27 protein-coding genes are annotated in these 22,728 nt (G+C 70.8%); 11 read left to right on the top strand and 16 right to left on the bottom strand.

Going from position 1 to position 22,728, the window contains the following annotated elements; all coding sequences use genetic code 11:
* Positions 1–3 precede the first annotated feature (3 nt).
* From ABII15_RS18255 to ABII15_RS18215, 9 genes are all read right to left on the bottom strand, one after another.
* On the bottom strand, positions 4–993 hold the full coding sequence (locus tag ABII15_RS18255; RefSeq protein ID WP_353943390.1) for a hypothetical protein: 990 nt from the start codon (positions 991–993) through the stop codon (positions 4–6).
* A gap of 19 nt (positions 994–1,012) precedes the next feature.
* On the bottom strand, positions 1,013–1,570 hold the full coding sequence (locus ABII15_RS18250) for a hypothetical protein (RefSeq protein ID WP_353943389.1): 558 nt from the start codon (positions 1,568–1,570) through the stop codon (positions 1,013–1,015).
* Between the two features lie 79 nt (positions 1,571–1,649).
* Positions 1,650–2,069 (bottom strand): hypothetical protein, encoded by a 420-nt coding sequence (locus tag ABII15_RS18245; RefSeq protein ID WP_353943388.1) that lies wholly within the window; start codon positions 2,067–2,069, stop codon positions 1,650–1,652.
* Positions 2,070–2,124: 55 nt separating this feature from the next.
* Positions 2,125–2,430, bottom strand: coding sequence for a hypothetical protein (locus ABII15_RS18240; protein WP_353947106.1), 306 nt, complete (start codon positions 2,428–2,430; stop codon positions 2,125–2,127).
* 65 nt (positions 2,431–2,495) lie between these two features.
* Complete coding sequence (locus ABII15_RS18235; RefSeq protein WP_353943387.1) at positions 2,496–2,786, bottom strand: hypothetical protein; 291 nt, start codon at positions 2,784–2,786, stop codon at positions 2,496–2,498.
* A gap of 106 nt (positions 2,787–2,892) precedes the next feature.
* Entirely contained in the window at positions 2,893–3,495 is a 603-nt protein-coding gene (locus ABII15_RS18230; RefSeq protein ID WP_353943386.1) for a phage tail protein, read from the bottom strand.
* Between the two features lie 20 nt (positions 3,496–3,515).
* Entirely contained in the window at positions 3,516–3,917 is a 402-nt protein-coding gene (locus ABII15_RS18225; protein WP_353943385.1) for a hypothetical protein, read from the bottom strand.
* Between the two features lie 284 nt (positions 3,918–4,201).
* Entirely contained in the window at positions 4,202–4,393 is a 192-nt protein-coding gene (locus ABII15_RS18220) for a helix-turn-helix domain-containing protein (RefSeq protein ID WP_353943384.1), read from the bottom strand.
* Positions 4,390–4,902, bottom strand: a complete 513-nt coding sequence (locus ABII15_RS18215) for a hypothetical protein (RefSeq protein WP_353943383.1) — start codon at positions 4,900–4,902, stop codon at positions 4,390–4,392. The genes ABII15_RS18220 and ABII15_RS18215 overlap by 4 nt, the downstream gene beginning before the upstream one ends.
* Before the next feature lie 662 nt (positions 4,903–5,564).
* On the opposite strand from ABII15_RS18215, the gene ABII15_RS18210 reads away from it, so the two are divergent.
* The 5 genes from ABII15_RS18210 to ABII15_RS18190 all read left to right on the top strand — a co-directional run bounded on the left by ABII15_RS18210 (position 5,565) and on the right by ABII15_RS18190 (position 9,415).
* Positions 5,565–5,945: a helix-turn-helix transcriptional regulator gene (locus ABII15_RS18210; RefSeq protein ID WP_353947105.1), complete on the top strand. Its 381-nt coding sequence runs from the start codon at positions 5,565–5,567 to the stop codon at positions 5,943–5,945.
* A 35-nt stretch (positions 5,946–5,980) separates the two neighbouring features.
* A complete protein-coding gene (locus ABII15_RS18205) occupies positions 5,981–6,370 on the top strand; it encodes a hypothetical protein (RefSeq protein ID WP_353943382.1) in 390 nt (129 codons plus the stop codon).
* A 353-nt stretch (positions 6,371–6,723) separates the two neighbouring features.
* On the top strand, positions 6,724–7,551 hold the full coding sequence (locus ABII15_RS18200; RefSeq protein ID WP_353943381.1) for a helix-turn-helix domain-containing protein: 828 nt from the start codon (positions 6,724–6,726) through the stop codon (positions 7,549–7,551).
* 138 nt (positions 7,552–7,689) lie between these two features.
* Positions 7,690–8,076: a nuclear transport factor 2 family protein gene (locus ABII15_RS18195; RefSeq protein WP_353943380.1), complete on the top strand. Its 387-nt coding sequence runs from the start codon at positions 7,690–7,692 to the stop codon at positions 8,074–8,076.
* 217 nt (positions 8,077–8,293) lie between these two features.
* Positions 8,294–9,415: a substrate-binding domain-containing protein gene (locus ABII15_RS18190; RefSeq protein ID WP_353943379.1), complete on the top strand. Its 1,122-nt coding sequence runs from the start codon at positions 8,294–8,296 to the stop codon at positions 9,413–9,415.
* A gap of 25 nt (positions 9,416–9,440) precedes the next feature.
* Here the strand turns inward: ABII15_RS18190 and ABII15_RS18185 are convergent, their stop codons facing one another.
* Both ABII15_RS18185 and ABII15_RS18180 read right to left on the bottom strand, forming a co-directional pair.
* Entirely contained in the window at positions 9,441–10,418 is a 978-nt protein-coding gene (locus tag ABII15_RS18185) for a LuxR C-terminal-related transcriptional regulator (RefSeq protein ID WP_353943378.1), read from the bottom strand.
* Positions 10,415–11,425: a helix-turn-helix transcriptional regulator gene (locus ABII15_RS18180; protein ID WP_353943377.1), complete on the bottom strand. Its 1,011-nt coding sequence runs from the start codon at positions 11,423–11,425 to the stop codon at positions 10,415–10,417. Before ABII15_RS18180 ends, ABII15_RS18185 begins: the two co-directional genes overlap by 4 nt.
* Positions 11,426–11,568: 143 nt before the next feature.
* Between ABII15_RS18180 and ABII15_RS18175 the strand changes: the two genes are divergently transcribed.
* Positions 11,569–12,000, top strand: a complete 432-nt coding sequence (locus ABII15_RS18175) for a hypothetical protein (RefSeq protein ID WP_353943376.1) — start codon at positions 11,569–11,571, stop codon at positions 11,998–12,000.
* Positions 11,997–12,356, top strand: coding sequence for a hypothetical protein (locus tag ABII15_RS18170; RefSeq protein ID WP_353943375.1), 360 nt, complete (start codon positions 11,997–11,999; stop codon positions 12,354–12,356). The genes ABII15_RS18175 and ABII15_RS18170 overlap by 4 nt, the downstream gene beginning before the upstream one ends.
* A gap of 119 nt (positions 12,357–12,475) precedes the next feature.
* On the opposite strand, the gene ABII15_RS18165 is transcribed toward ABII15_RS18170, so the two are convergent.
* The gene (locus tag ABII15_RS18165; protein ID WP_353943374.1) at positions 12,476–12,895 is read right to left on the bottom strand and encodes a TIGR03618 family F420-dependent PPOX class oxidoreductase; all 420 of its coding nucleotides are present in this window, start codon (positions 12,893–12,895) and stop codon (positions 12,476–12,478) included.
* A gap of 131 nt (positions 12,896–13,026) precedes the next feature.
* On the opposite strand from ABII15_RS18165, the gene clpB reads away from it, so the two are divergent.
* Both clpB and ABII15_RS18155 read left to right on the top strand, forming a co-directional pair.
* On the top strand, positions 13,027–15,627 hold the full coding sequence (gene clpB, locus ABII15_RS18160) for an ATP-dependent chaperone ClpB (RefSeq protein ID WP_353947104.1): 2,601 nt from the start codon (positions 13,027–13,029) through the stop codon (positions 15,625–15,627).
* Between the two features lie 122 nt (positions 15,628–15,749).
* Positions 15,750–16,289, top strand: coding sequence for a YbjN domain-containing protein (locus ABII15_RS18155; protein WP_353943373.1), 540 nt, complete (start codon positions 15,750–15,752; stop codon positions 16,287–16,289).
* A gap of 9 nt (positions 16,290–16,298) precedes the next feature.
* Here ABII15_RS18155 and ABII15_RS18150 read toward each other — a convergent pair whose 3' ends face one another.
* The 4 genes from ABII15_RS18150 to ABII15_RS18135 form a co-directional block, all read right to left on the bottom strand.
* Positions 16,299–17,471: a hypothetical protein gene (locus ABII15_RS18150; protein WP_353943372.1), complete on the bottom strand. Its 1,173-nt coding sequence runs from the start codon at positions 17,469–17,471 to the stop codon at positions 16,299–16,301.
* Positions 17,472–17,576: 105 nt separating this feature from the next.
* Positions 17,577–18,761, bottom strand: a complete 1,185-nt coding sequence (locus ABII15_RS18145) for a pyridoxal phosphate-dependent aminotransferase (RefSeq protein WP_353943371.1) — start codon at positions 18,759–18,761, stop codon at positions 17,577–17,579.
* A complete protein-coding gene (gene fxsT, locus ABII15_RS18140; RefSeq protein ID WP_353943369.1) occupies positions 18,758–20,899 on the bottom strand; it encodes an FxSxx-COOH system tetratricopeptide repeat protein in 2,142 nt (713 codons plus the stop codon). Before fxsT ends, ABII15_RS18145 begins: the two co-directional genes overlap by 4 nt.
* Positions 20,899–21,336 (bottom strand): hypothetical protein, encoded by a 438-nt coding sequence (locus tag ABII15_RS18135; protein WP_353943368.1) that lies wholly within the window; start codon positions 21,334–21,336, stop codon positions 20,899–20,901. Before ABII15_RS18135 ends, fxsT begins: the two co-directional genes overlap by 1 nt.
* A 179-nt stretch (positions 21,337–21,515) precedes the next feature.
* On the opposite strand from ABII15_RS18135, the gene ABII15_RS18130 reads away from it, so the two are divergent.
* Positions 21,516–21,821, top strand: a complete 306-nt coding sequence (locus ABII15_RS18130) for a hypothetical protein (RefSeq protein ID WP_353943367.1) — start codon at positions 21,516–21,518, stop codon at positions 21,819–21,821.
* Between the two features lie 365 nt (positions 21,822–22,186).
* The gene (locus ABII15_RS18125) at positions 22,187–22,711 is read left to right on the top strand and encodes a DUF2617 family protein (RefSeq protein WP_353943366.1); all 525 of its coding nucleotides are present in this window, start codon (positions 22,187–22,189) and stop codon (positions 22,709–22,711) included.
* Positions 22,712–22,728: the final 17 nt, after the last annotated feature.

The raw sequence follows: 22,728 nt of genomic DNA, 5'->3' as shown, positions 1-22,728 counted from the left end.
TCCTCACCTCCGGGCGAGCTGGCGCTGTCCGACCTGGACGGCGCGGGCGATGACCTGGGAGTCCACCGAGACGTGCACGGGCCGTGCGGCCATCGCCTCGACGGCCGCGGCCAGCCGGGCGAGCGTGGCGGCGTTGCCCGGGTGGTGGCCGAGCATGCGGTTGAGCTTGGACAGCGGGATGACGGCTTCGTTCTCGCCGCCCTCGCCGATGACGGCGAGGCGGCCGCCGGAGCGGGCCTGGACGACGCCGCCCTCGGCGAGGGTGGGGATGTTCGGGATCTGCGGCAGGTGGATCCCGAATTCCTTGCCGCCGACGACCGGGACCCAGCCCGGGATCTTCACGTGGATCGAGTTGAGCCCGCGGATCATGGCGTTGATGCCGCTGATGTAGGCGCGGGGCAGCGCCGTGAACGCGTTGACCAGGCCCTTCATGATGCTCTTGATGGGTCCGGAGTGGGACCTGATGGCCCCGGAGATCGCGTTCCAGGCCCACTTCACGCCGGCGGCCAGGGCCTTGGAGACCTTGTCCATGTTGATGAACTGGCCGATGATCGGCGCGAGCAGCGAGATGACGAGGCCGAGGGCGTTGGCCTTCATCGCGGTGTTGAGGCCCTTCTGGGCGAGGGTGGCGCCCTTGAGCCCCTTGCCGAGCCCGGTCATCGACTTGCCCCCGCCGGTGGCGGTCTTGCCGGCCTTCCCGACGGACTTCTCGACGGCGTCGGACTGCCGCTTCACGTCCCGCAGGGCGGTGTTGGCCTTGCCACCGGAGGACTTGAGCTTGTCGAGGGAGGACTTGAACTTGTCGGTGGAGGTCTTGGACTTGGCGAGGGAGGTGCTGACCTGCCCGGCGGAGCCCTTGAGCGTTCCGATAGCGCCCTGCATCTTGTTGATGCCGCCGGTGGCGCGGTTGACGGAGGTGTTCGTCTTGGACGCCGCGGAAGAGAACCTGGAGAGGGCTCCTTGCGCGGTCTGGAGTTTCTGTACGAGGGACACGGGTCCTCCACACACGCTTTCAGAGACGGGATTCGAGTTGTGCGACGCGCTGTTCCAGCGTGGTGAAGCTCTTGCTCGCGCGGTCGGCGCTGCCGGCCGCGAGCCGGGATTGCTGATGGGCGCTGCTCAGCAGGTTGCGGGCGACCGTGGCGTCCTTCTTGGCCTGGTCGGCCTGTTCACGCGCGGAGTGCGAGAGGGTGCGGGCCTGGTCCACATGGCGGCGCAGCTCACTCTCGAAGCCTTCGACGCGCTCCTTTTCCTGGGCTTCTGCGGCGGCTCGCTCCTTTGCCTCCTTCGCCATGTTGATTTCCTCGTTCTTTTTCCTTTCCGCTTTCTCCTTCGCTTCTTGTCTGCCTTGGACCAGGTAGTTCATGGACAGCTTCGGGAACAGTGGCTTCCCGAAGAACGTCAGTCCCTTCTCGTCGTACTTGAAGGCGGATACGTCCAGCTTCAGTGCTTGGAGGCTGGTGGTCGATGCCTGGATCTGCAGGTCCCTGATCACGTCGGTCTTGATCTCGGGGACTATGGCCTTCAGCTCGGCGGAAATCGCCTGTGCCAAAGGAGTACTGGATGCCATGAGGTCTCCGGTTTCTGGAAAAGGGCAAGAAAAAACTCGGCCGCTTTCGGGCCGAGTCACAGGTGTTGAATGATGCGGTCTACTGCATGATCACGACCGCCGCACCGAGCACCGCTACGGCGTCGAAAAAGAACGCCAGCAAAGCCAGTGCAATGAATTCCAGAGGTGTGCTCCGCGTATCCGACACACAATCCGCCATGTCATTGTGAGAAGGGCGGCCGGGGGCGTACACGACGTGCACGTCCTGTCCCGGCACGGTGTCGGTGACCGAGAGGACGCCCGACTCACCCGAGTGCGTGACGCCTGCGACCTGGAACTCGAACTGCACGGTCACGCCGCCGTCCAGGACGCGAAGGCCGGTGCACTCTCCCACGACGTGGATGCCCTCCCGTCTCAGCAGGACGGTGCCGCGCCACCTCCTGAGGAGGAGGATCGCCCCGATCGTGAGAAGGACGGCGATGACGCCGACGGCCGCCAGCCCGGCGAGTTGCCCTCGCATGACGCTCCCGTGGTTCGACGTGTGGGAGCAGCAGCCTAGGGCCGTCCGGCGGGGCTCAACCAGTGCCCAGGAAGGCGGCGACCTCCTCCGGGGCCGGCCCGGGCTCGGTCTCGCCCGGCCGGCGGAGCGGGTCCGGGAACTCGGGCGGGTCGTCGTCCTCGTCCCTGTTGACCATGGCGAACATCCAGTTGGACTCGCGCAGTTGGTCGATCACGTGGGCCAGGAGGTGGTCGGTGACCGACCACTCCGCGGCTTCGCCGTGCAGTTCGAGGTTGAGGGCGGCGTCCCGCGGCAGGTGCTGGACGAGCAAAGCCAGCCGCCGTGACGACAGCCGACCCCGGTGCCAGTCGAGCAGGTCCACGCCGTAATGGCGCAGCAGATCGGCCTCGATGGCCTCGGCGTGCTCTTCCACGAGCTCGCCGAGGCTCAGTCTTCCCCCAGGCCGAGCCCGGTCTCGTTGCCGTACGCCTCCAGGATCGCGGCGATGTCCTGCATGGTGACGTCGTGCCGTTCGAAGCGGTTGAACTGCGCGTCGCCGAGGAGGAGCCGGAGCAGCCCGTCCACGTCGTTGTCGTCGAGGCCGCGCAGCTCGCGGGCGACCGGGCGGCTGAGTTCGGTCGGCAGCTCGAAGGTGTCGTCGTCGAGCTGGAAGGTCCAGGCGCGGCCGAGCGCTTCGAGGCGCTGAGCGCGGGCCGCGTTGACGTTGAATCCGGGCATGTGGGCCTCCGGGTGAGCGAGTTGAGATCGTGCGGACGTGCGCCGGCCCGGCGCGCGGGGTCGCCGCGCGCCGGGCCGGATGGTGCGGGGGTCGGGCCGGGGCCCGTTACGCGTAGGCGCCGTCCTTCATCAGCCACGTCGCCAGCGGCTTGGACGTGTCGTCCTGGGCGTACGCGGTGAAGGTGACGCCGAGCTTCATGGCCCCGGTGCGGGTCATCGAGATCTCCTCGGTCTCGGTGACCTGGCCGCGCGGGACGATCAGCCGGTAGACGACCGCCGTGCCGTTCTGCACGTCGGTGAACTCGATGCCGAGCGACCGCTCGTCCGCGCTCGGGTTGGTGGTGAGGTCGTACTTGTAGGTGCCGGCCTCGGCCGGGGTCGTCGCGGTGCCCGTGGCCCCGCCGCCCATGAAGAACGGCAGCGTGGTCTTGTTGAACTGCATCAGCTGGAACTTCAGGGTCAGCTCGCGGTCCGAGTAGATGTAGCGCAGCGCGCTCACCGACTGCCAGCCGTCCACCTGGTCGATCTTGTCCTTCTTGGCGAGCTTGACGCCGTCGGTGGAGGTGTAGCCCAGCTCGGTCCACGCGGCGGGCCAGGCCACTGTGGTGTCGACGGGAGCGGCGGCCGGCGTGGTCGGGTTGAACTGGGCGACGAGCACCTTGCCGGTACCCGGGACGCGGATCTGGGAGCTGGTGTTCGGAGAAGGCATGAAGGAACTCCTTGAGTGGGTCAGGCGGGGCGGATCGAGAGCTGGAGCCGGGTGAGATAGCGGCTGGCCGCCGGGCGGTTGTAGTCCGGGTACCAGCGCGGCCCCTCCACCTCGGCCACGTCGGTGACGGCCGCCGTGCCGTAGACGGTGCCCTGGAGCTCGTGGGCACAGGCGCGGGCGGCGAGCGAGATCGTGTGCGCCGTCGTCTTGTCGGCGGCGTACACCTCCAGGTCGACGATCGGGTGGTCGAGGTAGAGGTCGTCGATCCAGGTCCCGCCGGTACGCGAGACGAGGACGACCCGCTGGGTGCCGTCGAACCCGGACGGCGGCCGGTTGTCGACCGTCGTCCCGGCCAGCTCGGCCCGGTTCTTCAGGAAGTCGACGACGAGGCGTTCGACGTCGGGGAAGTTCAGTACGGACACATGAAAGCTCCCGTCAAAAGGGGGAGTTGAGAACGTCGTCAGATGTGTGCGCGCAGGCCTGCACGGTCCGGGCCACGACCGCGACGAGGGGGTCCGGACAACACGAAACGGCAGGTCCGCCGCCCGGAGGTCCGGGCGCAGCTCTGCCGCTGCTCCAAGTGTGATCCCGGTGCCCCGATCCCGCAACTGGCTTCTGTCATATGCCGCTTGACCAGGCCAACTCATGCGGAAGGGCCCGCCGACACCGGTCGGCGGGCCCTTCGAGGTGCTGTGCGGCGACGGCGTCAGCCGCCGGGGCGGCGGCTCCTGCCGTGCGCGATGCGCTCGGCCGCGAACACGTCCTCCAGGCGGTACAGCACCCGGCGGCCCTGTTTCCCGGCCGCCTTCAGATGGCCGAGCTGGACCCACTTGCGGATGGTGGCCGGTGCGACACCGGCCTCGGTGGCGGCGAGTTCGCCGGTGATGAGGCAGCTCATGCGAGGGTCTCCTCCGGTACGCCGTCCAGCACATGCCGGCAGACGGGGTTCACGCACATCACGACGGCCCGCTCGGGCAGCGCGCGCAGGGACACGGAGTCGCAGGCGGGACAGCGCCCGGCCAGCCGCACCAGCTGTTCCGGGTCTCCGACGGCCCGCCCGCACCGCGCGGCCATCCGCCGGGCCTCGCTGATCAAGTGCGCTTCCAGATCCGGGAGTTCGGCCACCCGCTCGGCGAGGTCGGCGAGGCGCCGCAGCCGTACGACGACGGGGGCGGGCCGGGCGGGCCGCAGCCGGAGCCGCTCGCGCACCGCCTCCTCCAGCTCGGTCACGCCGTCGGTGATGTCGCGCAGCGCGTCGGACACGTAGAGGCGTACGGGGGCGCGCCCGCCGCCGGAGGGCGGGCCGCCGCGCTCGCGCAGGGTGCGCCCGCCGGACGGGGTCAACTCGTCGAGGAGCAGCGGGAATCGCTCGGCGAGCGTGTGCAGCCACAGGGCGGCGGTACTCATCGGGCACCCGCTTCCACGGGCGCGACCCGCACCTCGCGTCCGTTGCGCCACAGCCGGCCGCCGCTCACCCCGTCGAACCAGGTGTGCGCGGGGTCCACGACGGCCTCGCACTCCTCCCGGATCGGACACTTGTTGCAGGCTCGCAACGTAAGGGCCGCGTCGGCGGGGTTTCGCGTGAAGACGTAGCGCGCGGGGAGGGCTGCGCAGGCGGCTGCTCTGCGCCAGTCGAGCTCGTCGTCATGGCGAGAGAAATGGCTGGTCAAGTCGGCTGCGGCTGGAGTTGTAGGGCTGAACACGTGCAGCGCCTCCCCGCGTATGGGAACATTTGTTCGAGAAAAGCGATCGAACGCTCAGGGTTGCATGATGCGCGTGCGTGCGCAAGCGACTACGGGGAGTCGTGGAGGCGGAGAGGAGGGCGGTGCGGCATGTGGGCCACCTGAGGTGTCCGTCCCGGATGGTGCGGCGATGGCCGGTTCCTGGATGCGCGCGCGCATCCCTATCGTGCGTGCGCGCTCGGTACGCTGTGCCCGCGACGAGGGGAGATCGACGTCATGGGCAGCAGTTCGTGGGCACGGGCCCACAACGATCCGGACCGTCGGGACGACGCGGAGGCGGCGGCGCGCGCCGGGCTCGACGCCTTCGCGGGCTGGGTCGAGGGTCTGATGCGGCGGCGCGGCTACAGCATCGACAGCCCGCGCGGCGGCGGCCGTTCCCGCCTCGCGGACGACGCCGGGGTGCACCGGGCGGCCGTCAGCAGGCTCCTGCAACGGCAGAGCATGCCCGACCTGGAGACCATGCGCCGGCTCGCGGTGGCCCTGGAGGTGCCGCTGCGCGACGTACTGATCCGGTCAGGGCGGCTTTCCGAGAGCGATCTTCCGGTTGGCGCCGTGCCAGGAGGGAATCCAGGGAACGGGGCGGCCGGGGGTGAGCGTCTGACTCCTGAGGAGGCGGCGCACAGGATGGGGGTCCCGCCCGAACTGCGGGAGACCTTCGTCAAGGTGGTACAGCAGTTCCTGCCGGACGGTGGCTCGATGAACAGGTGACCGCCTCTGGGGAGGGGCGGAAGGGGTTGTGACACATGGTGCGGGACAGGGCCGATGTGCCGACGGAGCGGTCCGCGCGTGACGCGCCGGGCGCCACGGACGGGGTGGCACGTCTCACCGGCGAGCTTCTTGTCGAACTGGGGCGCAAGATCGCCGAGTTCGGGGAGCGGGCGATCCGGATCGTGACGGTCGACGAGATGGAGCGGGAGCAGGTCGTCTGGTTCCGGCTGGGCTGGGAGGAGCACGCCCGCCTGTCGGCCGGCGACCCGGCGCTGCCCGCCTCCGCGAGCCCCGCGCCGGCCAAGCTGCTGACCTTCCCCGAGCGCGCGCCCGGCCCCGCCGAGCACGACCGCCACGACCGCTGCGACGGCCCGCACCCGTCAGTCGACCCGGGCTCCCCGCACCGGCCCGCGCCACCGGAGTAGGGCTTCGCAGTTGAAGGGGCGGCGGGAGTCGGTCGGCCTACGGGCATCCGAAGAAGGTGCGCGACCGGGCCGAGCCGGACCTCGTACGACCGGCCCCCGGAAACCCGTGCTCCGGTGACCCCGGCGGCAACCCCAAAGGAACATCACTCAGGGCAAAGGAACCAGTCCAAGCCCACCCCGCCCTCCGCGCCGGAGGCGTTCACCCGCAACGGTGAACATCGGCAACTCGGCTGGCACCGGCCCCCGTTGCCTGCCTTACGCTCAGCGCCACAACCGCAGACATACGTCGGCCCCCGGCCGGGAGTAGCGATCCCGATCGAGGGCCTGACCATCAAGGAAGCAGTACCTTCCTCATGGATACCCAGAACCCTAGCGCGCCCACGCGCGCCCCGGGCCGAATCCCGGCGGATGTCCCCCGCGCGGGGATCGTCCACGAGAATGTGCGACACCACTCGCACTTCACGGTCGTCGGCAACCACCTCGCCCAGCACCGGGAACTGTCCGGCCTCGCGATCGGCCTCGGCGTCCACATCCAGTCCCTCCCGGCCGGGGCGCGGGTCGACGTCAGAACCCTTGCGGCCCGCTTCCCGGAGGGCACGAGCCGGATCGCCGCCGCCCTGCGCGAACTCGAAGCCCACGGTTACCTGCGCCGGGAACGGCACCGCACTCCGGACGGGCGCGTCCGCACCCGGACGATCTCCTGCAACAGGCCGGGCGCGACCCCGGCCCCCGAAGAACCCAGGCGGCAGCAGAAGCCCAAGGCCAAGCCGCTCACCGTCCCCCACCCCGAACACCGGCCGAGCCCCACCACCCTCCAGGCCGCCACCGACCTCCTCGTCGGCCTGCACCGGGCGGACGCCCGCCTCACCCTCTCCCGGCGCGACGCCGAACGCCTCGCCCCCGGCGTCGTCGCCTGGTTCGAACGGGACCTCACCCCGGCGGCCGTCCGCCACACCCTGACCCGCGACCTCCCCGATGACCGCCCGGTCCGCAGCCCGGCGGCCCTGCTGGCCCACCGCCTGACGGCCCTCCTGCCACCCAGGACCCCGGCCTTCGGAACCCCGGCGCCCCCCGACCCCGTACGGCACCCCCTCCACAACTGCGACACCTGCGACCGCGCCTACCGGGGCCCGGAACCGGGCTGCTGCCCGCCGTGCCGGACCGCGCCGCGCCGCACCTGATGGCCCCGGCGCCCTTACCTCCCACGTAATCGACCGGCCCCGCCCCGCCCGGCACTCTGACGTCACCGGAACCCGGGCGGCGCACTCCGTCCGGGCTCCGGGTCCCGCGAGACCAGGTGACTTCAGGAGGTACACGCCATGACCGCCGAGCCCACGAGCACGACCGCCTACGACACCGCCGCCGCCCGCTACTTCGACGCCTGGAACGCCCGTACCCCCGAGGACCGCGCCAAGGCCGTCGCCGCCGCCTGGACCGAGGACGGCACCTACACCGACCCGCTCGCCGACGTCACCGGCCACGACGGGGTCGCCGCCGTCATCGACGCCGCCCACGAGCAGTTCCCCGGCTTCTTCTTCCGGCCGCTCGGCGCCGTCGACGGCCACCACCGGCTCGCCCGGTTCGGCTGGGAGCTGGTGTCGGAGCAGGACGGCAGCGCGCCCGTCGCCGGGTTCGACGTGGTCGAGCTGGACGACGACGGACGGATCCGCGCCGCGCACGGATTCCTCGACAGGGTGCCCGCCTGAGCGCCGCCCGAGAACGTGGCGGAAAAGTGAGCATCCTGTGAACACGGAACGGATGTCCAGTATTCGCCCCTTGGGGGGACTTCCGACTTCATGTGGGGAAGTAACGGACGCGGTTTCGTTGCGTTATTGGTTCACCTCTTGACGACGCATGGGGCGCCGAGTTGGCTTCGAGCCACCTCGGCCGCACCGTCGCGGCCACGTCAGGGAGGTATCCGTAATGAACACGCGAATGCGATGCGCCACGACAGCGGGCGCCGCATCCGTCCTGCTGGTCTCGCTCACGGCCTGCGGTGGTGTGCTGCCCGGGGGGAGCAGCGACAGCAGCGCTCCCGTGCGCAAGGGCAACGATGTCAAGATAGGTCTGCTCCTGCCGGAGAAGGAGACCGCGCGCTACGAGAAGTTCGACCGGCCGATCATCGAGAAGCAGGTCTCCGAACTCACGGACGGTCAGGGCAAGTTCGTATACGCCAACGCGGACCAGGACGCCGATCTTCAGAACCAGCAGCTTCAGAACATGATCGACGAGAAGGTCGACACGGTGATCGTCGACTCCGTGGACGCACACACGATCGCCGCATCGGTGCAGAAGGCGAAGGACGCGGGCATCCACGTCATCGCCTACGACCGCCTCGCCCAGGGCCCGGTCGACGCGTTCGTCGGCTTCGACAACGATCTCGTCGGCCAGACCCAGGGCAAGGAACTCGTCGCCGCCGTCGGCGCCGACCAGGGCAAGAAGGCCCAGGTCGTCATGATCAACGGCTCGCCGACCGACCCGAACGCCGCGGACTTCAAGAAGAGCGCGCGCGAGGAGCTGGGGAACTCCGTGACGGTCGCGAAGTCGTACGACACCGTGGCCTGGAAGCCGCAGAACGCCAAGGCCAACATGGAGCAGGCCATCACCGCGCTCGGCGCCGCGAACATCGCGGGCGTCTACTCGGCGAACGACGGCATGGCGGCCGGTGTGATCGCGGCGCTGAAGGAGGCCGGCGTCACCAAGATGCCGCCCATCACCGGCCAGGACGCCGAACTCGCCGCCGTCCGCCGCATCCTCACCGGCGACCAGTACATGAGCGTCTACAAGCCCTACCCGGACGAGGCCGCCACCGCCGCCGAGATGGCGGTCCGCATCGCCCAGGGCCGCGACATCGAGTTCGAGGCGCTGGCCACCAGCCGCACCGACAGCCCGACCACCAAGCAGATCCACACGGCGAGCATCAGCGTCGTGGCGCTGAAGCGGTCCAACATCAAGCAGACGGTGGTCAAGGACAAGATCTACACGGTCAAGCAGATCTGCTCGGGCGGCTACGCGGACGCCTGCGCCGAGGCCGGCCTGAAGTGACGGCCCGAGGCGGGCGGGGCGGGCCTCACGCCTCCTCGTCCAGGATCCCCGACCGGGCGATGAGATAGCCCAGTTGGGCCCTGCTGTCGCTGCCGAGGGTGGTCGCGAGCTTGGCGATGTGGACCCGCACGGTACGGATGTTCACGCCGAGGCGCTCCGCGATGACCGCGTCGGTGTGCCCCTCGGTGAGCAGGGTCGCGATGGTGCGCTGCCGGGTGGTGACACCGCCCGGCGACGGCTCCTCGCCCAGGTCCAGCGGGAACATGGGGGTGGCCAGCCGCCACAGCCGCTCGAAGGTGGTCGCGAGATAGCTGATCAGCGCGGGGTGCCGGATCTCCAGCGCCACCGTGCGGTCCTGGTTCGCCGGGATGAAGGCCACGGTCCGGTCGAGCATGACCAGCCGCTCCGTGACCTCGTCGAGGGTGCGCACCTGGACGTCCCCGTCCAGTTCCTCGTAGTGCGCGAGGACGGCCGGCGAGTGGCGCGAGGTGTGCTGGTACAGCGTGCGCATGCGGCCGCCCCGGCTGAGCAACTCCTGCTCGCGCGGCAGCGACGTCGCCAGCAGCGACGCGGGGCGGGCCGGGCCCGGCTGGATGGTCAGCAGTTCGCTGCACGACTCCGCGGTGGCCTCGGCGATCGCGTCGTTGATGCGGCGCAGGCCCAGCAGCACACCGATCAAAGGGGCGTTGGGCACCGCGGCCCGCTCCGCGTCCAGCGCCATCAGCGACGCGAACGTGTCGGCGAGCTTCGCCTCCTGGCTCCGCCGCTGCACGATGTCCTGTTCGATCGCCTTCAGCAGGCCCGGCAGCGCGATCGCGGGCGGGACGGGACGCAGCCACTGGGGGTCCTCGCCGTCCGGGTGGAGCAGTCCGTACGCCTCCAGGCACGGGGTCGGCGCGGTGTCCCTGCGCAGCACGCGGCCCTCGCGCAGGGTGTGCGTGTACAGACTCATTCCGGCCTCGCACAGCTCGCCGACGCCGTGGGGATGGCCCTGCGCGGTCACGAATGACTCTCTCTGTTCGGTTCGGGCGTATCGGACTCCAGAAGTCCCGAGCGGGCGATGAGGTAGCCCAGTTGGGCCCGGCTGCCGCTGCCCAGGGCCGCCGCCAGCTTGGCTATGTGCGCGCGGCACGTCCGGACGTTCATCCCGAGCCGGCGGGCGATCGCCTCGTCGACATGGCCGTCGACGAGGAGCTTGGCGATCGAGCGCTGCACTCCGGTGATGCCGTCGGTCGGCGGGGCATAGGGCGCTTCCTCCAGGAGCGGCACACCGCGCCCCCACAACTGCTCGAAGACGGTGGTCAGATACTCGACCAGACCGGGGTGGCGCAGTTCGAGGGCGACCTCGGTGTCTCCCCGGGTGGGGATGAAGGCCACGGTACGGTCGAAGATCATCAGCCGCTCGATGAGCTCTTCCAGCGTACGGATCTCCACGTTCCCCCGCGCCATGTGCTCGGCGTAGACCAGCGTCCCCTGGCTGTGCCTGGCCGTGTGCTGGTACAGGGTGCGCATGGTGATGCCGCGCTCTATGACGTCCTGGCCGCGCTCCAGGGCCTCGGTGAGCGAGTGTTCGCTGCGGCCGCCGCCCGGCTGGACCGTGAGGATCTCGGAGGTGCACTCCGCTATGGCCAGCTCGATCGCGGAGTTGATCCGGTTGATGCCTTCGAGCACGGTGATCGCGTGGGTCGTCGCCGGATCCTGTGCGCTGATCGCCATGAAAGGTTCGAAATAGTTGGCGAGGTCGACGGCGAGGCTCCTGCGCTCCTGTATCTCGCGCTCGATGGGGTGCAGCCGCTGCGCCAGCGCCGCCGCGGGCGGCACGGGCCGCAGCCAGTTGGCGTCGTCCGGGTCCGGGTGCAGCAGGGCGAAGTCCAGCAGACAAGGAGCGGGCACCACTTCGGTGCGCGCGATACGCCCGGAGTGCAGGGCGTGGGCGTACAACCGCCTCCCCTCGTCACACAATTCGGCCGCAGCATGGGGATGTGTCCCATGTGGATGTTTTGGTATCACTTGCTCACCCCCCAGGGTCCTGAACGTGCAGGAACATGATGCATCGATCCTGTGGTGTTTGCGTGGCCGAATGAGCCATCGTCTTGGGGAGCCGGGGGAGAGTAGCCATGGAAGTGAGGACGAAGCCCACTATGCGCAAGGAAATGCTTCGCTCGATACTGGTGGGTGCCTTCTCCGCCGGGCTGGCCTTCGGCGCTGCCGGCGCCCTGGATCTGTCGTGGAGTTCGGCGCCTGCCGGTACGGGTACTTCGGTGTCGCAGGCCGTGGCGCCGCCGGACCTCTCCTGGAGTTCGGCTCCGGCCGACACGGCGGTGCGGCCCGCGGACCTGTCGTGGAGTTCGGCGCCCGCCGGCTCGGCGGCGCTGCTCGTGGACCTTTCCTGGAGCAAGGCCCCCGCCGGTGCGGCGGTGCGGCCCGCGGACCTGTCCTGGAGCAAGGCCCCCGCCGGGGTGACGTCGGTGCGGCCCGCCGACCTGTCGTGGAGCGTGGCGCCCGCCGGCTCGACGACGGCGACGCAGGCCGTGGCACCCCCCGACCTCTCCTGGAGCACCGCCCCCGTGGCAGGTGCTGCATGATCACCCCGCCGGACGACAGAACCCTGCGCCGCGAGATGGCGATCGCCTACCGCTCCGGTTGGCACACCATCGACCTCGTGACGGCCATTCCGAATCCCGGTGACTCCCTCATGGTCACCCTGTTCGGAGAGCCGATCGTCGTGGTGCGGGAGGACGACGACGACATCCGGGCCTTCCGGTGTCTGCGGAAGCCGCGCGGCGCCCCACAGCCGGTGCGGTCGGTCGTCCGGTACGGAATGATCTTCGTGAATCTGGACCAGCGTGACCATCAGCTGGTCGGCGAGGCAGGACCCGAGGCCTCGCGGACGCCCCGAGCGGCGTCACCCCGCACCACAGCCACCCCCCGCAGTGCCTGACGCGATGCCCCCGTCGTTGTAGATCGCGCAGGTGCTTCCCCCCGCAGCGGCGTCACCGTGGACCTGAAACACGGTGGCGCCGCTGCAGTTTTGTGTGCGGCCGTTGTGGTTACCCGCTGTCAGTGCGCCTCGGAGTCGAAGACGGCGTTGCCCGTCGCGCGGGTCACCGCGATCTCGATCACCACCCGGTCCGGATTGGGCCGGGGCGTCCTGTAGCGCTCCGCGTACCGGCGCTCGGCGTCGGCGACGCTCTCCGGGTCCGTGCGCACGACGGCCCGCCCCTCCAGCGTGGCCCAGCGCCGCCCGTCGACCTGGCAGACCGCGACGGGCCCCGGCCCGCCCAGCAGGTGAGCTGCCTTGCGGGTGTCCTTCCCGGTGATCACCCGGGCCACCCGCGCCTCGGCGTCGTAGGTCACCCCCACCGGCACGACGTGCGGTGTGCCGTCGCCGCGCAGGGTCGTCAGGGTGCACAGATGCCGTTCCCGCCAGAAGCTGAGGAAAGCGGCGGGAGGGTCGTCGAGGTCGATCCGCTTGGCCATATCCGGGAACCTACCCCCAGATCCAAGGTTGAGTGGAATAGACTCAACTTTATCTACGTTGGTGAAGTCAGAGTGAGTACCCGTACCCAGTGAGTACCCGTAGTACCAAGGACGTGGAGGAGAACAGGCACGTGGACGCCGAGCTGACGAACCGGAGCCGCGACGCGATCAACGCGGCGAGCAGCCGGGCCGTGTCCGGGGGTCACCCGGATCTGACCCCGGCACATCTGCTGCTTGCCCTGCTGGAGGGGCAGGACAACGAGAACATCGTCGATCTGCTGGCCGCCGTCGACGCGGACCAGGCGCAGGTCAGGGCGGGTGCCGAGCGCGTACTGGCGTCGCTGCCCAGCGTCACCGGGTCGACGGTCTCGCCGCCGCAGCCCAGCCGCGACCTGCTCGCGGTGATCGCGGACGCCAACGAGCGGGCCAAGGAGCTGGGCGACGAGTTCCTCTCCACCGAGCACCTGCTGATCGCCCTCGCCGCCAAGGGCGGCGCCGCGGGTGAGGTGCTGACCGAGAATGGGGCCAGTGCGAAGAAGCTGGCCGAGGCGTTCGCGAGGAGCAGGGGAGGGCGCCGGGTGACGACACCCGACCCCGAGGGGTCCTACAAGGCACTGGAGAAGTTCGGTACGGACTTCACCGCCGCCGCCCGCGAGGGCAAGCTCGACCCCGTCATCGGGCGTGACCAGGAGATCCGCCGGGTCGTCCAGGTGCTGTCGCGCCGCACCAAGAACAACCCCGTGCTCATCGGCGAGCCCGGCGTCGGCAAGACCGCCGTCGTCGAGGGCCTCGCCCAGCGCATCGTGAAGGGCGACGTTCCGGAGTCCCTGAAGGACAAGCGGCTCGTCTCGCTCGACCTCGGTGCAATGGTCGCGGGTGCGAAGTACCGCGGCGAGTTCGAGGAGCGGCTGAAGACCGTCCTCTCCGAGATCAAGGAGAGCGACGGCCAGGTCATCACGTTCATCGACGAGCTGCACACCGTCGTGGGCGCGGGCGCCGGCGGCGACTCCGCCATGGACGCGGGCAACATGCTGAAGCCGATGCTCGCCCGCGGTGAGCTGCGCATGGTCGGCGCCACGACGCTCGACGAGTACCGCGAGCGCATCGAGAAGGACCCGGCGCTGGAGCGCCGCTTCCAGCAGGTGCTGGTCGCCGAGCCGACCGTCGAGGACTCCATCGCGATCCTGCGCGGGCTCAAGGGCCGCTACGAGGCGCACCACAAGGTGCAGATCGCGGACAGCGCCCTGGTGGCCGCCGCGACCCTCTCCGACCGGTACATCACCTCCCGCTTCCTGCCCGACAAGGCCATCGACCTCGTCGACGAGGCGGCCTCCCGGCTCCGGATGGAGATCGACTCCTCCCCGGTCGAGATCGACGAGCTCCAGCGCGCCGTCGACCGGCTGAAGATGGAGGAGATGGCGATCGGCAAGGAGACCGATCCGGCCAGCCGCCAGCGCCTGGAGAAGCTGCGCCGCGACCTCGCCGACAAGGAGGAGGAGCTGCGCGGACTCACCGCCCGCTGGGAGAAGGAGAAGCAGTCCCTCAACCGCGTCGGTGAGCTGAAGGAGAAGCTCGACGAGCTGCGCGGCCAGGCCGAGCGGGCCCAGCGCGACGGCGACTTCGACACCGCCAGCAAACTGCTGTACGGCGAGATCCCCACCCTGGAGCGCGACCTGGAGGAGGCCTCCGAGGCCGAGGAGGAGGTCGCCCGGGACACCATGGTGAAGGAGGAGGTCGGCTCCGACGACATCGCGGACGTCGTCGCCTCCTGGACCGGCATCCCGGCCGGACGCCTCCTGGAGGGCGAGACGCAGAAGCTGCTGCGCATGGAGGACGAGCTCGGCAAGCGGCTCATCGGCCAGTCCGAGGCCGTCCGCGCCGTCTCCGACGCCGTCCGCCGCACCCGCGCGGGCATCGCCGACCCCGACCGCCCCACCGGCTCGTTCCTCTTCCTCGGCCCGACGGGCGTGGGCAAGACCGAGCTGGCCAAGGCGCTCGCCGACTTCCTCTTCGACGACGAGCGGGCCATGATCCGCATCGACATGAGCGAGTACAGCGAGAAGCACTCGGTGGCCCGCCTGGTCGGTGCCCCGCCCGGCTACGTCGGCTACGAGGAGGGCGGCCAGCTCACCGAGTCGGTGCGCAGGCGCCCGTACTCGGTCGTGCTCCTGGACGAGGTGGAGAAGGCGCACCCGGAGGTCTTCGACATCCTGCTCCAGGTGCTCGACGACGGCCGGCTCACCGACGGGCAGGGCCGCACGGTCGACTTCCGCAACACGATCCTGATCCTCACGTCGAACCTGGGCAGCCAGTTCCTGATCGACCCGATGTCCTCGGAGGACGAGAAGAAGCAGCAGGTCCTGGAGGTCGTCCGGGCCTCCTTCAAGCCGGAGTTCCTGAACCGGCTCGACGACCTCGTCGTCTTCTCCGCCCTGGAGAAGGACGAGCTGCGCCGCATCGCCGGCCTCCAGCTCGACCGCCTCGCCAAGCGCCTGGCGGACCGCCGCCTGACGCTCGACGTCACGGACGAGGCCCTGACCTGGCTCGCCGAGGAGGGCAACGACCCGGCGTACGGCGCGCGCCCGCTGCGCCGCCTGGTCCAGACGGCCATCGGCGACCGGCTGGCCAAGGAGATCCTGTCCGGCGAGGTCAAGGACGGGGACACGGTCCGGGTGGACGTCTTCGGCGACGGCCTGATCGTGGGGCCCGAGACGGAGGCCAAGACCCTGTAGCGGTGGCCAGCGGCTGTCCGCAGACGGCGAACGGCCGAAACACGGCAGAAGGGCTTCCGGGCTTGCCCCCGGGGGCCCTTCCTGGGAGAGGATGGCGGCATCCGTACGAAGGGAACAAGCGCGTGAGCATCGACCCGTCCTCGATTCCGAATTTCGGGGGACAGCCTCAGCAGCAGGGGGCGGGACCGGCGGGCCCCGTCATTCCCGACCAGGACCTGGTCAAGCAGCTGCTCGACCAGATGGAGCTCAAGCACGTCGTCGACGAGGAGGGTGACCTCGCTGCGCCGTGGGAGGAGTTCCGCACGTACTTCATGTTCCGCGGCGAGGGCGACCAGCAGGTCTTCTCGGTGCGGACGTTCTACGACCGCCCGCACGGCATCGAGGACAAGCCGCGCCTGCTCGAGTCGATCGACGACTGGAACCGCCGCACCCTGTGGCCCAAGGTCTACAGCCACACCCACGACGACGGCACGGTCCGCCTCATCGGCGAGGCCCAGATGCTGATCGGCACCGGAGTCTCCCTGGAGCACTTCGTGTCCTCGACCGTCAGCTGGGTGCGCGCCGCGATCGAGTTCGACCGCTGGCTGATCGAGGAGCTCGGTCTGGAGACCGACGTCGACTCCGCCGTGGACGACGAGAAGCCCGGCGACGACGCCGAGTAGGCACCCCCGCTACAGCGGCCTGTGGGCGTTGACCAGCAGATACGTCCCGTACGCCACCGAGAGCCCGGCCAGCGCACCCACCACCAGGAGGGCCTGCGCGGGCCGGGTTCTCGCCGTTCTCGCCAGGGCGCACGCCAGCGGCAGCAGCAGCGGGAACGCGGGCAGCAGGAAGCGCGGCTTGGACTCGAAGAACCCGGAGCCGCACACCGCGATCGACAGCAGCACGCCGCTGTAGACGAGCAGCGGCAGCGGCGCCCGGTCCAGGAGCAGCAGCGCGAACAGCAGCACGCCCGCCGCCACGATCACCAGCGCCATCGGGAACACGAAGGCGTCCCCGCGCAGCAGCATCCGCTTGGCGAACCGGGCCGACCCGACGCCCAGGTCGAACGTCGACCCCCACGCCCGCTGCACGGCGAAGTACCCGCCGAGGAGATCGCCCTCGCGCCGCCCCACCCACAGGACGTACGCGGCCCAGCCGGCCGGGGCGAGCAGCGCGCCCGTCCACAGCCTGTGGGGAACGCGGCCGCGCCGCCGGAAGAGTTCCCAGGCGGCGGTGGCCAGGACGGCGGCGGCCACCGCGAAGCCGTTCGGCCGGGCGAGGCCCGCGAGCGCGGCCAGGGCGCCCGCCCAGATCCAGCGCCCGGTCAGCAGCGCGTACAGCGACCAGGCGGCGAGCGCGGTGAGCACCGGTTCCGTGTAGCCCATGGACAGCACGACCGAGTGCGGCAGCACGCCCCACAGCACGACGAGCAGTGTGGCCACGGTCGGGCCGTGCAGCCGCAGCCCGATGCGGTGGATGCCGAGCGCGGCGGCGCCCGTCGCGGCCCAGGCGATCAGCAGGCCGCAGGCGCCGGCGTCGAGCACCGGCAGCACGGTGTGCGCGGAGCGGATCAGCGCCGGGTACAGCGGGAAGAAGGCGAGGTCCTGGTAGAGCAGGCCGGGGCCGGGGTGGAGCGTGCGGGCGCCGTAGCCGTGTTCGGCGATGCCGAGGTACCAGATCGAGTCCCAGGAACGCCCGAGCAGCGCCCAGGGTCTGTCGCCGGCCAGCGCGAGGGCGGTCATGCCGGTCAGCCGGACGACGACGAAGAGGGCCAGGGCCCGCAGCGCCGAATCCGCAGCGCGGTGCCGGGTGAATGTGGCTGAGGGGGCGTCAAGTACGGCGGTGCTGCTCGACTCGGTCACACCCGAACCCTCCGGTGCGCCCGCCCCGACCGCGACCGGGGCTGCGCCGACCGGGTTCGGTCCGTTGCCGACCAGCCCCCACCGGCCGTCGGCCGATCGGCGGTCTCAGAGCTGCTTCAGGCGGCCCACGGCGTCCTCGAGTACGGCTTCGCGCTTGCAGAACGCGAAACGGACGAACGGCGCCCCGGCCTCCCGGTCGTCGTAGAACACGGCGTTCGGAATGGCGACGACCCCGCACCGCTCGGGCAGCGCCCGGCAGAACGCGAACCCGTCGTCGAACCCGAGCGGCCTGATGTCGGTCGTCACGAAGTACGTGCCCTGCGGCCGGAACACCCCGAACCCGGCGTCGGCGAGCCCCGCCGCCAGCAGATCCCGCTTGGCCGTCATCTCGGCCCGGAAGTCCGAGAAGTAGGAGTCGGGAAGAGCCAGCGCCTCGGCGACCGCGTACTGGAACGGCCCGGCCGACACGTACGTGAGGAACTGCTTGGCCGAGCGTACGGCCGTCACCAGCTCCGGCGACGACGTCACCCAGCCGACCTTCCACCCGGTGAACGAGAACGTCTTCCCGGCCGACCCGATCGTCACCGTCCGCTCCCGCATCCCGGGCAGCGTCGCGAGCGGGATGTGCTCGGCGCCGTCGTAGGTCAGGTGCTCGTACACCTCGTCGGTGACGACGAGCAGGTCCCGCTCGACGGCCAGTTCGGCGATCGCGGTCAGCTCGGCGCGGGTCAGGACGGTGCCGGTCGGGTTGTGCGGGGTGTTGATGAGCAGCAGCCGGGTGCGGGGCGTGACCGCGGCGCGCAGCTCGTCGAGGTCGAGGCGGAAGCTGCCCTCGTGCGGGCGCAGGGTGACCGGGACGCGCGTACCGCCCGCCAGCGCGATGCTCGCCGCGTACGAGTCGTAGTACGGCTCGAACGCGATCACCTCGTCGCCGGGCTCGACCAGCGCGAGCAGCGAGGCCGCGATGGCCTCGGTCGCGCCCGCGGTGACCAGCACCTCGCGGTCGGCGTCCGGCTCGATCCCGTACCGGCGCTTCTGGTGCTCCGCGATCGCGGTCCGCAGCTCGGGGACGCCGGGCCCCGGCGGGTACTGGTTCCCGCGCCCGTCGCGCAGCGCCCGCACCGCGGCCTCGCGCACGTGCTCGGGCCCGTCGGTGTCGGGGAAGCCCTGCCCGAGGTTGATGGCACCGGTGGAGACGGCCAGCGCGGACATCTCCGCGAAGATCGTGGTCCCGAACTCGGCGAGACGGCGGTTGAGGAGGGGGCGGGTGCGGGAGGTCATGGGCGTCATCCTGCGCCGGGGGGCGGGGGTTCATCAACTTCCGCCTTCCGGCGGGCGACGGCCAGGTTGTGGCGGCAGAGCACCGTGTGCGGATGGGTGGTGCCCAGTACCCGCTCGAACTGGGTGAGGGTGGTCTCGAAGAGCGGCACGGCCCGCTCCAGGTCGCCCGTCTCCCGGTAGACGTGGGCGAGGTTCGCCCGGGTGTACAGGGTGTGCGGATGGGTGCCGCCCAGCACCCGTTCGGACTGGGTGAGAGTGGTGGTGAACAGACGTGTGGCCCGCTCCAGATCTCCCGTCTGGACAAGGGCGCTGGCGAGGTTGTTGCGGCTGGTCAGGGTGTCGGGATGGGTGTCGCCCAGCACGTGTTCCCGGTGCGCGAGGGTGGCCTCGTGGAGCGTGACGGCCCGTTCCGGCTCGCCGCTCACCTCGTAGGCGTGGGCGAGATTGTTGCGGGCCGTCAGCGTGCGGGGGTGGCTGGTGCCCAGGAGCCGCTGAAGCTGGGCGAGGGTCCCCTCGAACAGGGGTACGGCGCGCTCCGTGTCGCCGGCGGCCAGACAGGCGCCGGCGAGATTGATGCGGCTGGAAAGGGCGCAGGGATGAGTGGGCCCGAGGGCCCGCTCGCTCTGGTCGAGAGTGGTCTCCAACAGCTCGACGGCCCGCTCCGCCTCCCCGGCCGCCTGGAGGGCGGCACCGAGATTGATACGGCTGACCAGGGTGGCGGGATGGACGTCACCCCGCGTCCGCGCCCGCTGGGCGAGCACGGCCGTGCGGAGCGGAACGGTCTGCGCGTCCCGCCCCCGCTGGTACAGGTACTGCGCCGCGGTGTTGTAGACCTCCGAGAGCTCGGGCGACGGCACGCCGCGGTCCCGGGCCGACTCCAGGAGTGCGGTGACGTGGGGGAGGAGCTGCTCCCACGCGGGGGAGTCCTCGTCCTTCCCCGCCGCGGCCGCCCGGACGATCCGCTCGGCGTCGCGGCGGCCGGACGGGCCGTCGTGCCCGGGGTCCTCGCGGTGGCGCAGCACCGTCTGTACGAGCCGGTGCACCCCGACGCTCCGGCGGTCGGCGCTGAAGGCGACCATGTTGTAGGCGTGCAGCGCGCCCAGTGCCTCGCCGAGGTCGAGGAGGTCGGGGCAGAGCGGGGCGAGCAGCGTGCGCGGGATGTCGTCGGGCGCCAGCCACGCCATGGCGTCGAGAAGTACGGCCGCCTGCGGATTGCGGCGCTCGACGGCCGCGAGGGTGTGCTCCCAGATCCGCGCGATCGTGCGCTCCGGGTCGATACCGCCCGGTGCCCGGTCGATGACGCGGCCCAGCAGCTCGCGGTAGTCGCTCAGTGAGGTGCCGGTCTCGTGGAGGTAGGCGCCCGCCTGTTCCAACGCGAGCGGGAGGCAGCCGAGTTCGGTGGCGAGCTCCCGCGCGTCCCGGCGCTGGTCGGCGTCGGCCGTGTGGTCGGGGCCGAAGACGAGGGTGCACAGCAGGGACACGGCGGAGTCGCGGTCGAGCAGGCCCAGCGGCATCGTCGGGGCGACGGAGTGCCAGCCGGTCGCGACGCGGCTGGTGGCCAGGTGGTGGCCGCCGGGCAGCGCGCCGAGGTAGTGGCGCAGGTCGGCGGGGTCCTCCACGTTGTCGAACACCAGCAGCCAGCCGGGATGCCATTGCAGCCACAGCAGCGCCCAGGCCGCCCGCTCCGGCGAACCCGCGGTCGTCGCCGCCAGCTGCGGGCACAGGTGCAGGGCGAGATCGGCCAGGCCGCTCACGATCTGCTCGACATCGGTGGCGGTGATCCACCACACCAGCGTGTAGTCCGGCCGGTGGCGGTGCGCGTAGTGCAGGGCCAGGGTGCTCTTGCCGATGCCGCCGAGGCCGTGGATCGCCCGCGTCCCCGACACCTGGGTGACCGCGGCCTCGCCCGTGCCGGTCAGCAGACGGCGTACCTCGTCGAGTTCGGGCTCCCGTCCCACGAAGACACCGGACGCGGAACCGGGCAGGTTCCCGGCCCCCGCCGGCGCGTCCGTCTCCTTCGCCCAGCGCACGGCCTCCGCCGGCACCATCACCACGCGTGCGCCGTCGCCGGTGATCGCCACCCCGATGTCGCCCCGCGCGGCGACGGCTCTCGGCCCCGAGGCCCGCGCGCCGCCCTCCTCAGGCATCAGGCATCCGTCCGCCCGTCACCACCGAAGGTGACGTGGTCCCCGGTCACGGCGTTCGTGATCGTGTCGGCGGCGATGGAACGCTCCCCGGAGGCCGTCACGTTCACCGTCCCGCCGCCCGCGGGGAGCAGGCCCGCCAGTTCGGCCCGCAGCTCGGCGTCGTCGCGCAGCGCCCGCTTGATCTGCTGCCGCAGGGCCGCCGCCGCGTCCTCGTCGTCGGGTGCCTCGTCCACGTCCCGTACGGCGGCTTCCAGCTCCGCGCGGCCCCGCTCGTCGCGCCGGCGCCACACCGCTCGCAGGATCCGCCGCCCCACGTTCGCCGTGCCGTCCGCCGCCGCGCTCTCCGCGCGGGTCAGCACCGCCGCCCCGTAGGCACTCACGGCAGGAGCCAGATACTGGCCCGCCTGCCCCGCCAACTCCGCCATCTCAAGGCTCATGAGACCCCCCGATCCCCCGGTTCTCGCAGCCCCGGGAGGCCAAGCGTAGGGCGTCCGTTTCGGAAACCTCTGGAGTTCCTCAACTCTGCTTTGACCGCGTACGGGCAGGGGCATCCCCCTGTCACGCCCGCACGGGGCGCCCCTCGGGGGATTCGGGGGAAGGGAAAGGAGGACCGGTGATGGGAGCAGTCGTCATCGTGGTCTTCGTGGTGCTGGTCGTCGCCATCGTCGTCGGAACGGCCAGGACGGGCGGCAGCGGCCGCGCGCCCAGTACGTCGTTGAGGAAGAAGAAGTCGCACACCCGGGGGTCGAACCGCAGCTGGTGGGCCGGGGGCGGTGACGCGAGCAGCAGCGGGGCCTCCTGCTCGTCCGGATCGTCCGGCCACCACGGTCATTCCTGCGGGGGCGGCCACTCGTGCGGCGGGGGCAGCTCCTGCGGAGGCGGCTCGTCGTGCGGCGGGGGAGGGTGCGGCGGCGGCAGCTGACGTCGCGCCCACGGGGAGGCGGGCGGCCCGCGCGGAGACGACTGACACGGGGCAGTCGGTCCACGCGGGCCGTCCGCATGTCGGGACGCCCGAGCCCGTACATGTGTCCAGGAAGAACCCGAAGGGTGTGCGCCCGGCGCATTCGGGCGGCCGTGGAGGTTGAACAGTTGAGCTGTGCAGCGCTCGGGGGGATGGAAACCCCGCCAAGTTGGGTAAAAACGCTGTGACCGCGCCATCGCCCATGATTCCCTTTTAACCGTCAACTCAGCCCTCGTACTGCGTATTCACAGCGTTCGCGTGGGCACGAGCCGGTCCCTTTGACACAGCCGGCCCCACCTCCCTTTGCGTGCTAGCGGAGCCGACCCATGCTCACGACCCTGAACACCGCCTACACCGACACCAGCGCGGACGACCTGGCCTGGACACTGGGCCGTGAGCCGCTTCCCGCGCTCGCCACCCTCGACCTGGAACTTTCCGGCGCCACGCTCCAGTTGAGGCTGCTCGGCGCCTCCCACCAGGTGCTCCTGGAGGAGGAGAACGGCAGCTGCTCGGAGACCGTGGCCTGCATCCCGGGCAGCAGCACCCCGCTGCCCCTCGGAGTCGCCGAGCGCGTCGGCGACTGGGAGTACGAGTTCGCGGCCCGCGTGGAGGATCTGACCCCAGGTCAGTTCGCCGGACGCGCACAAGAATTGCTCGCTCTCGTGTCCGACCATCCGAACGGTCTGGCCGGGGTCTTCCCCGGCAGCCCGCACGCCTTCACCGCGATGCTCGCCCAGCGGCACGAGGGCCAGGTGCACTGGCGCACCTGGCACGCGTACCCGCAGGACGGTCAACTCGTCGCCACCCGCACCCGGGTGGGTGTGCGGCGGCCCGCCGCCGTGCTGCTCTAGGGCCTGTCCTCGGACGG

Source organism: Streptomyces sp. HUAS MG91, assembly GCF_040529335.1.
GTDB lineage: Bacteria > Actinomycetota > Actinomycetes > Streptomycetales > Streptomycetaceae > Streptomyces > Streptomyces tabacisoli.
The sequence above is the reverse complement of the archived record's forward strand: the minus strand, read 5'-3'. Positions and strand labels throughout refer to the sequence as shown.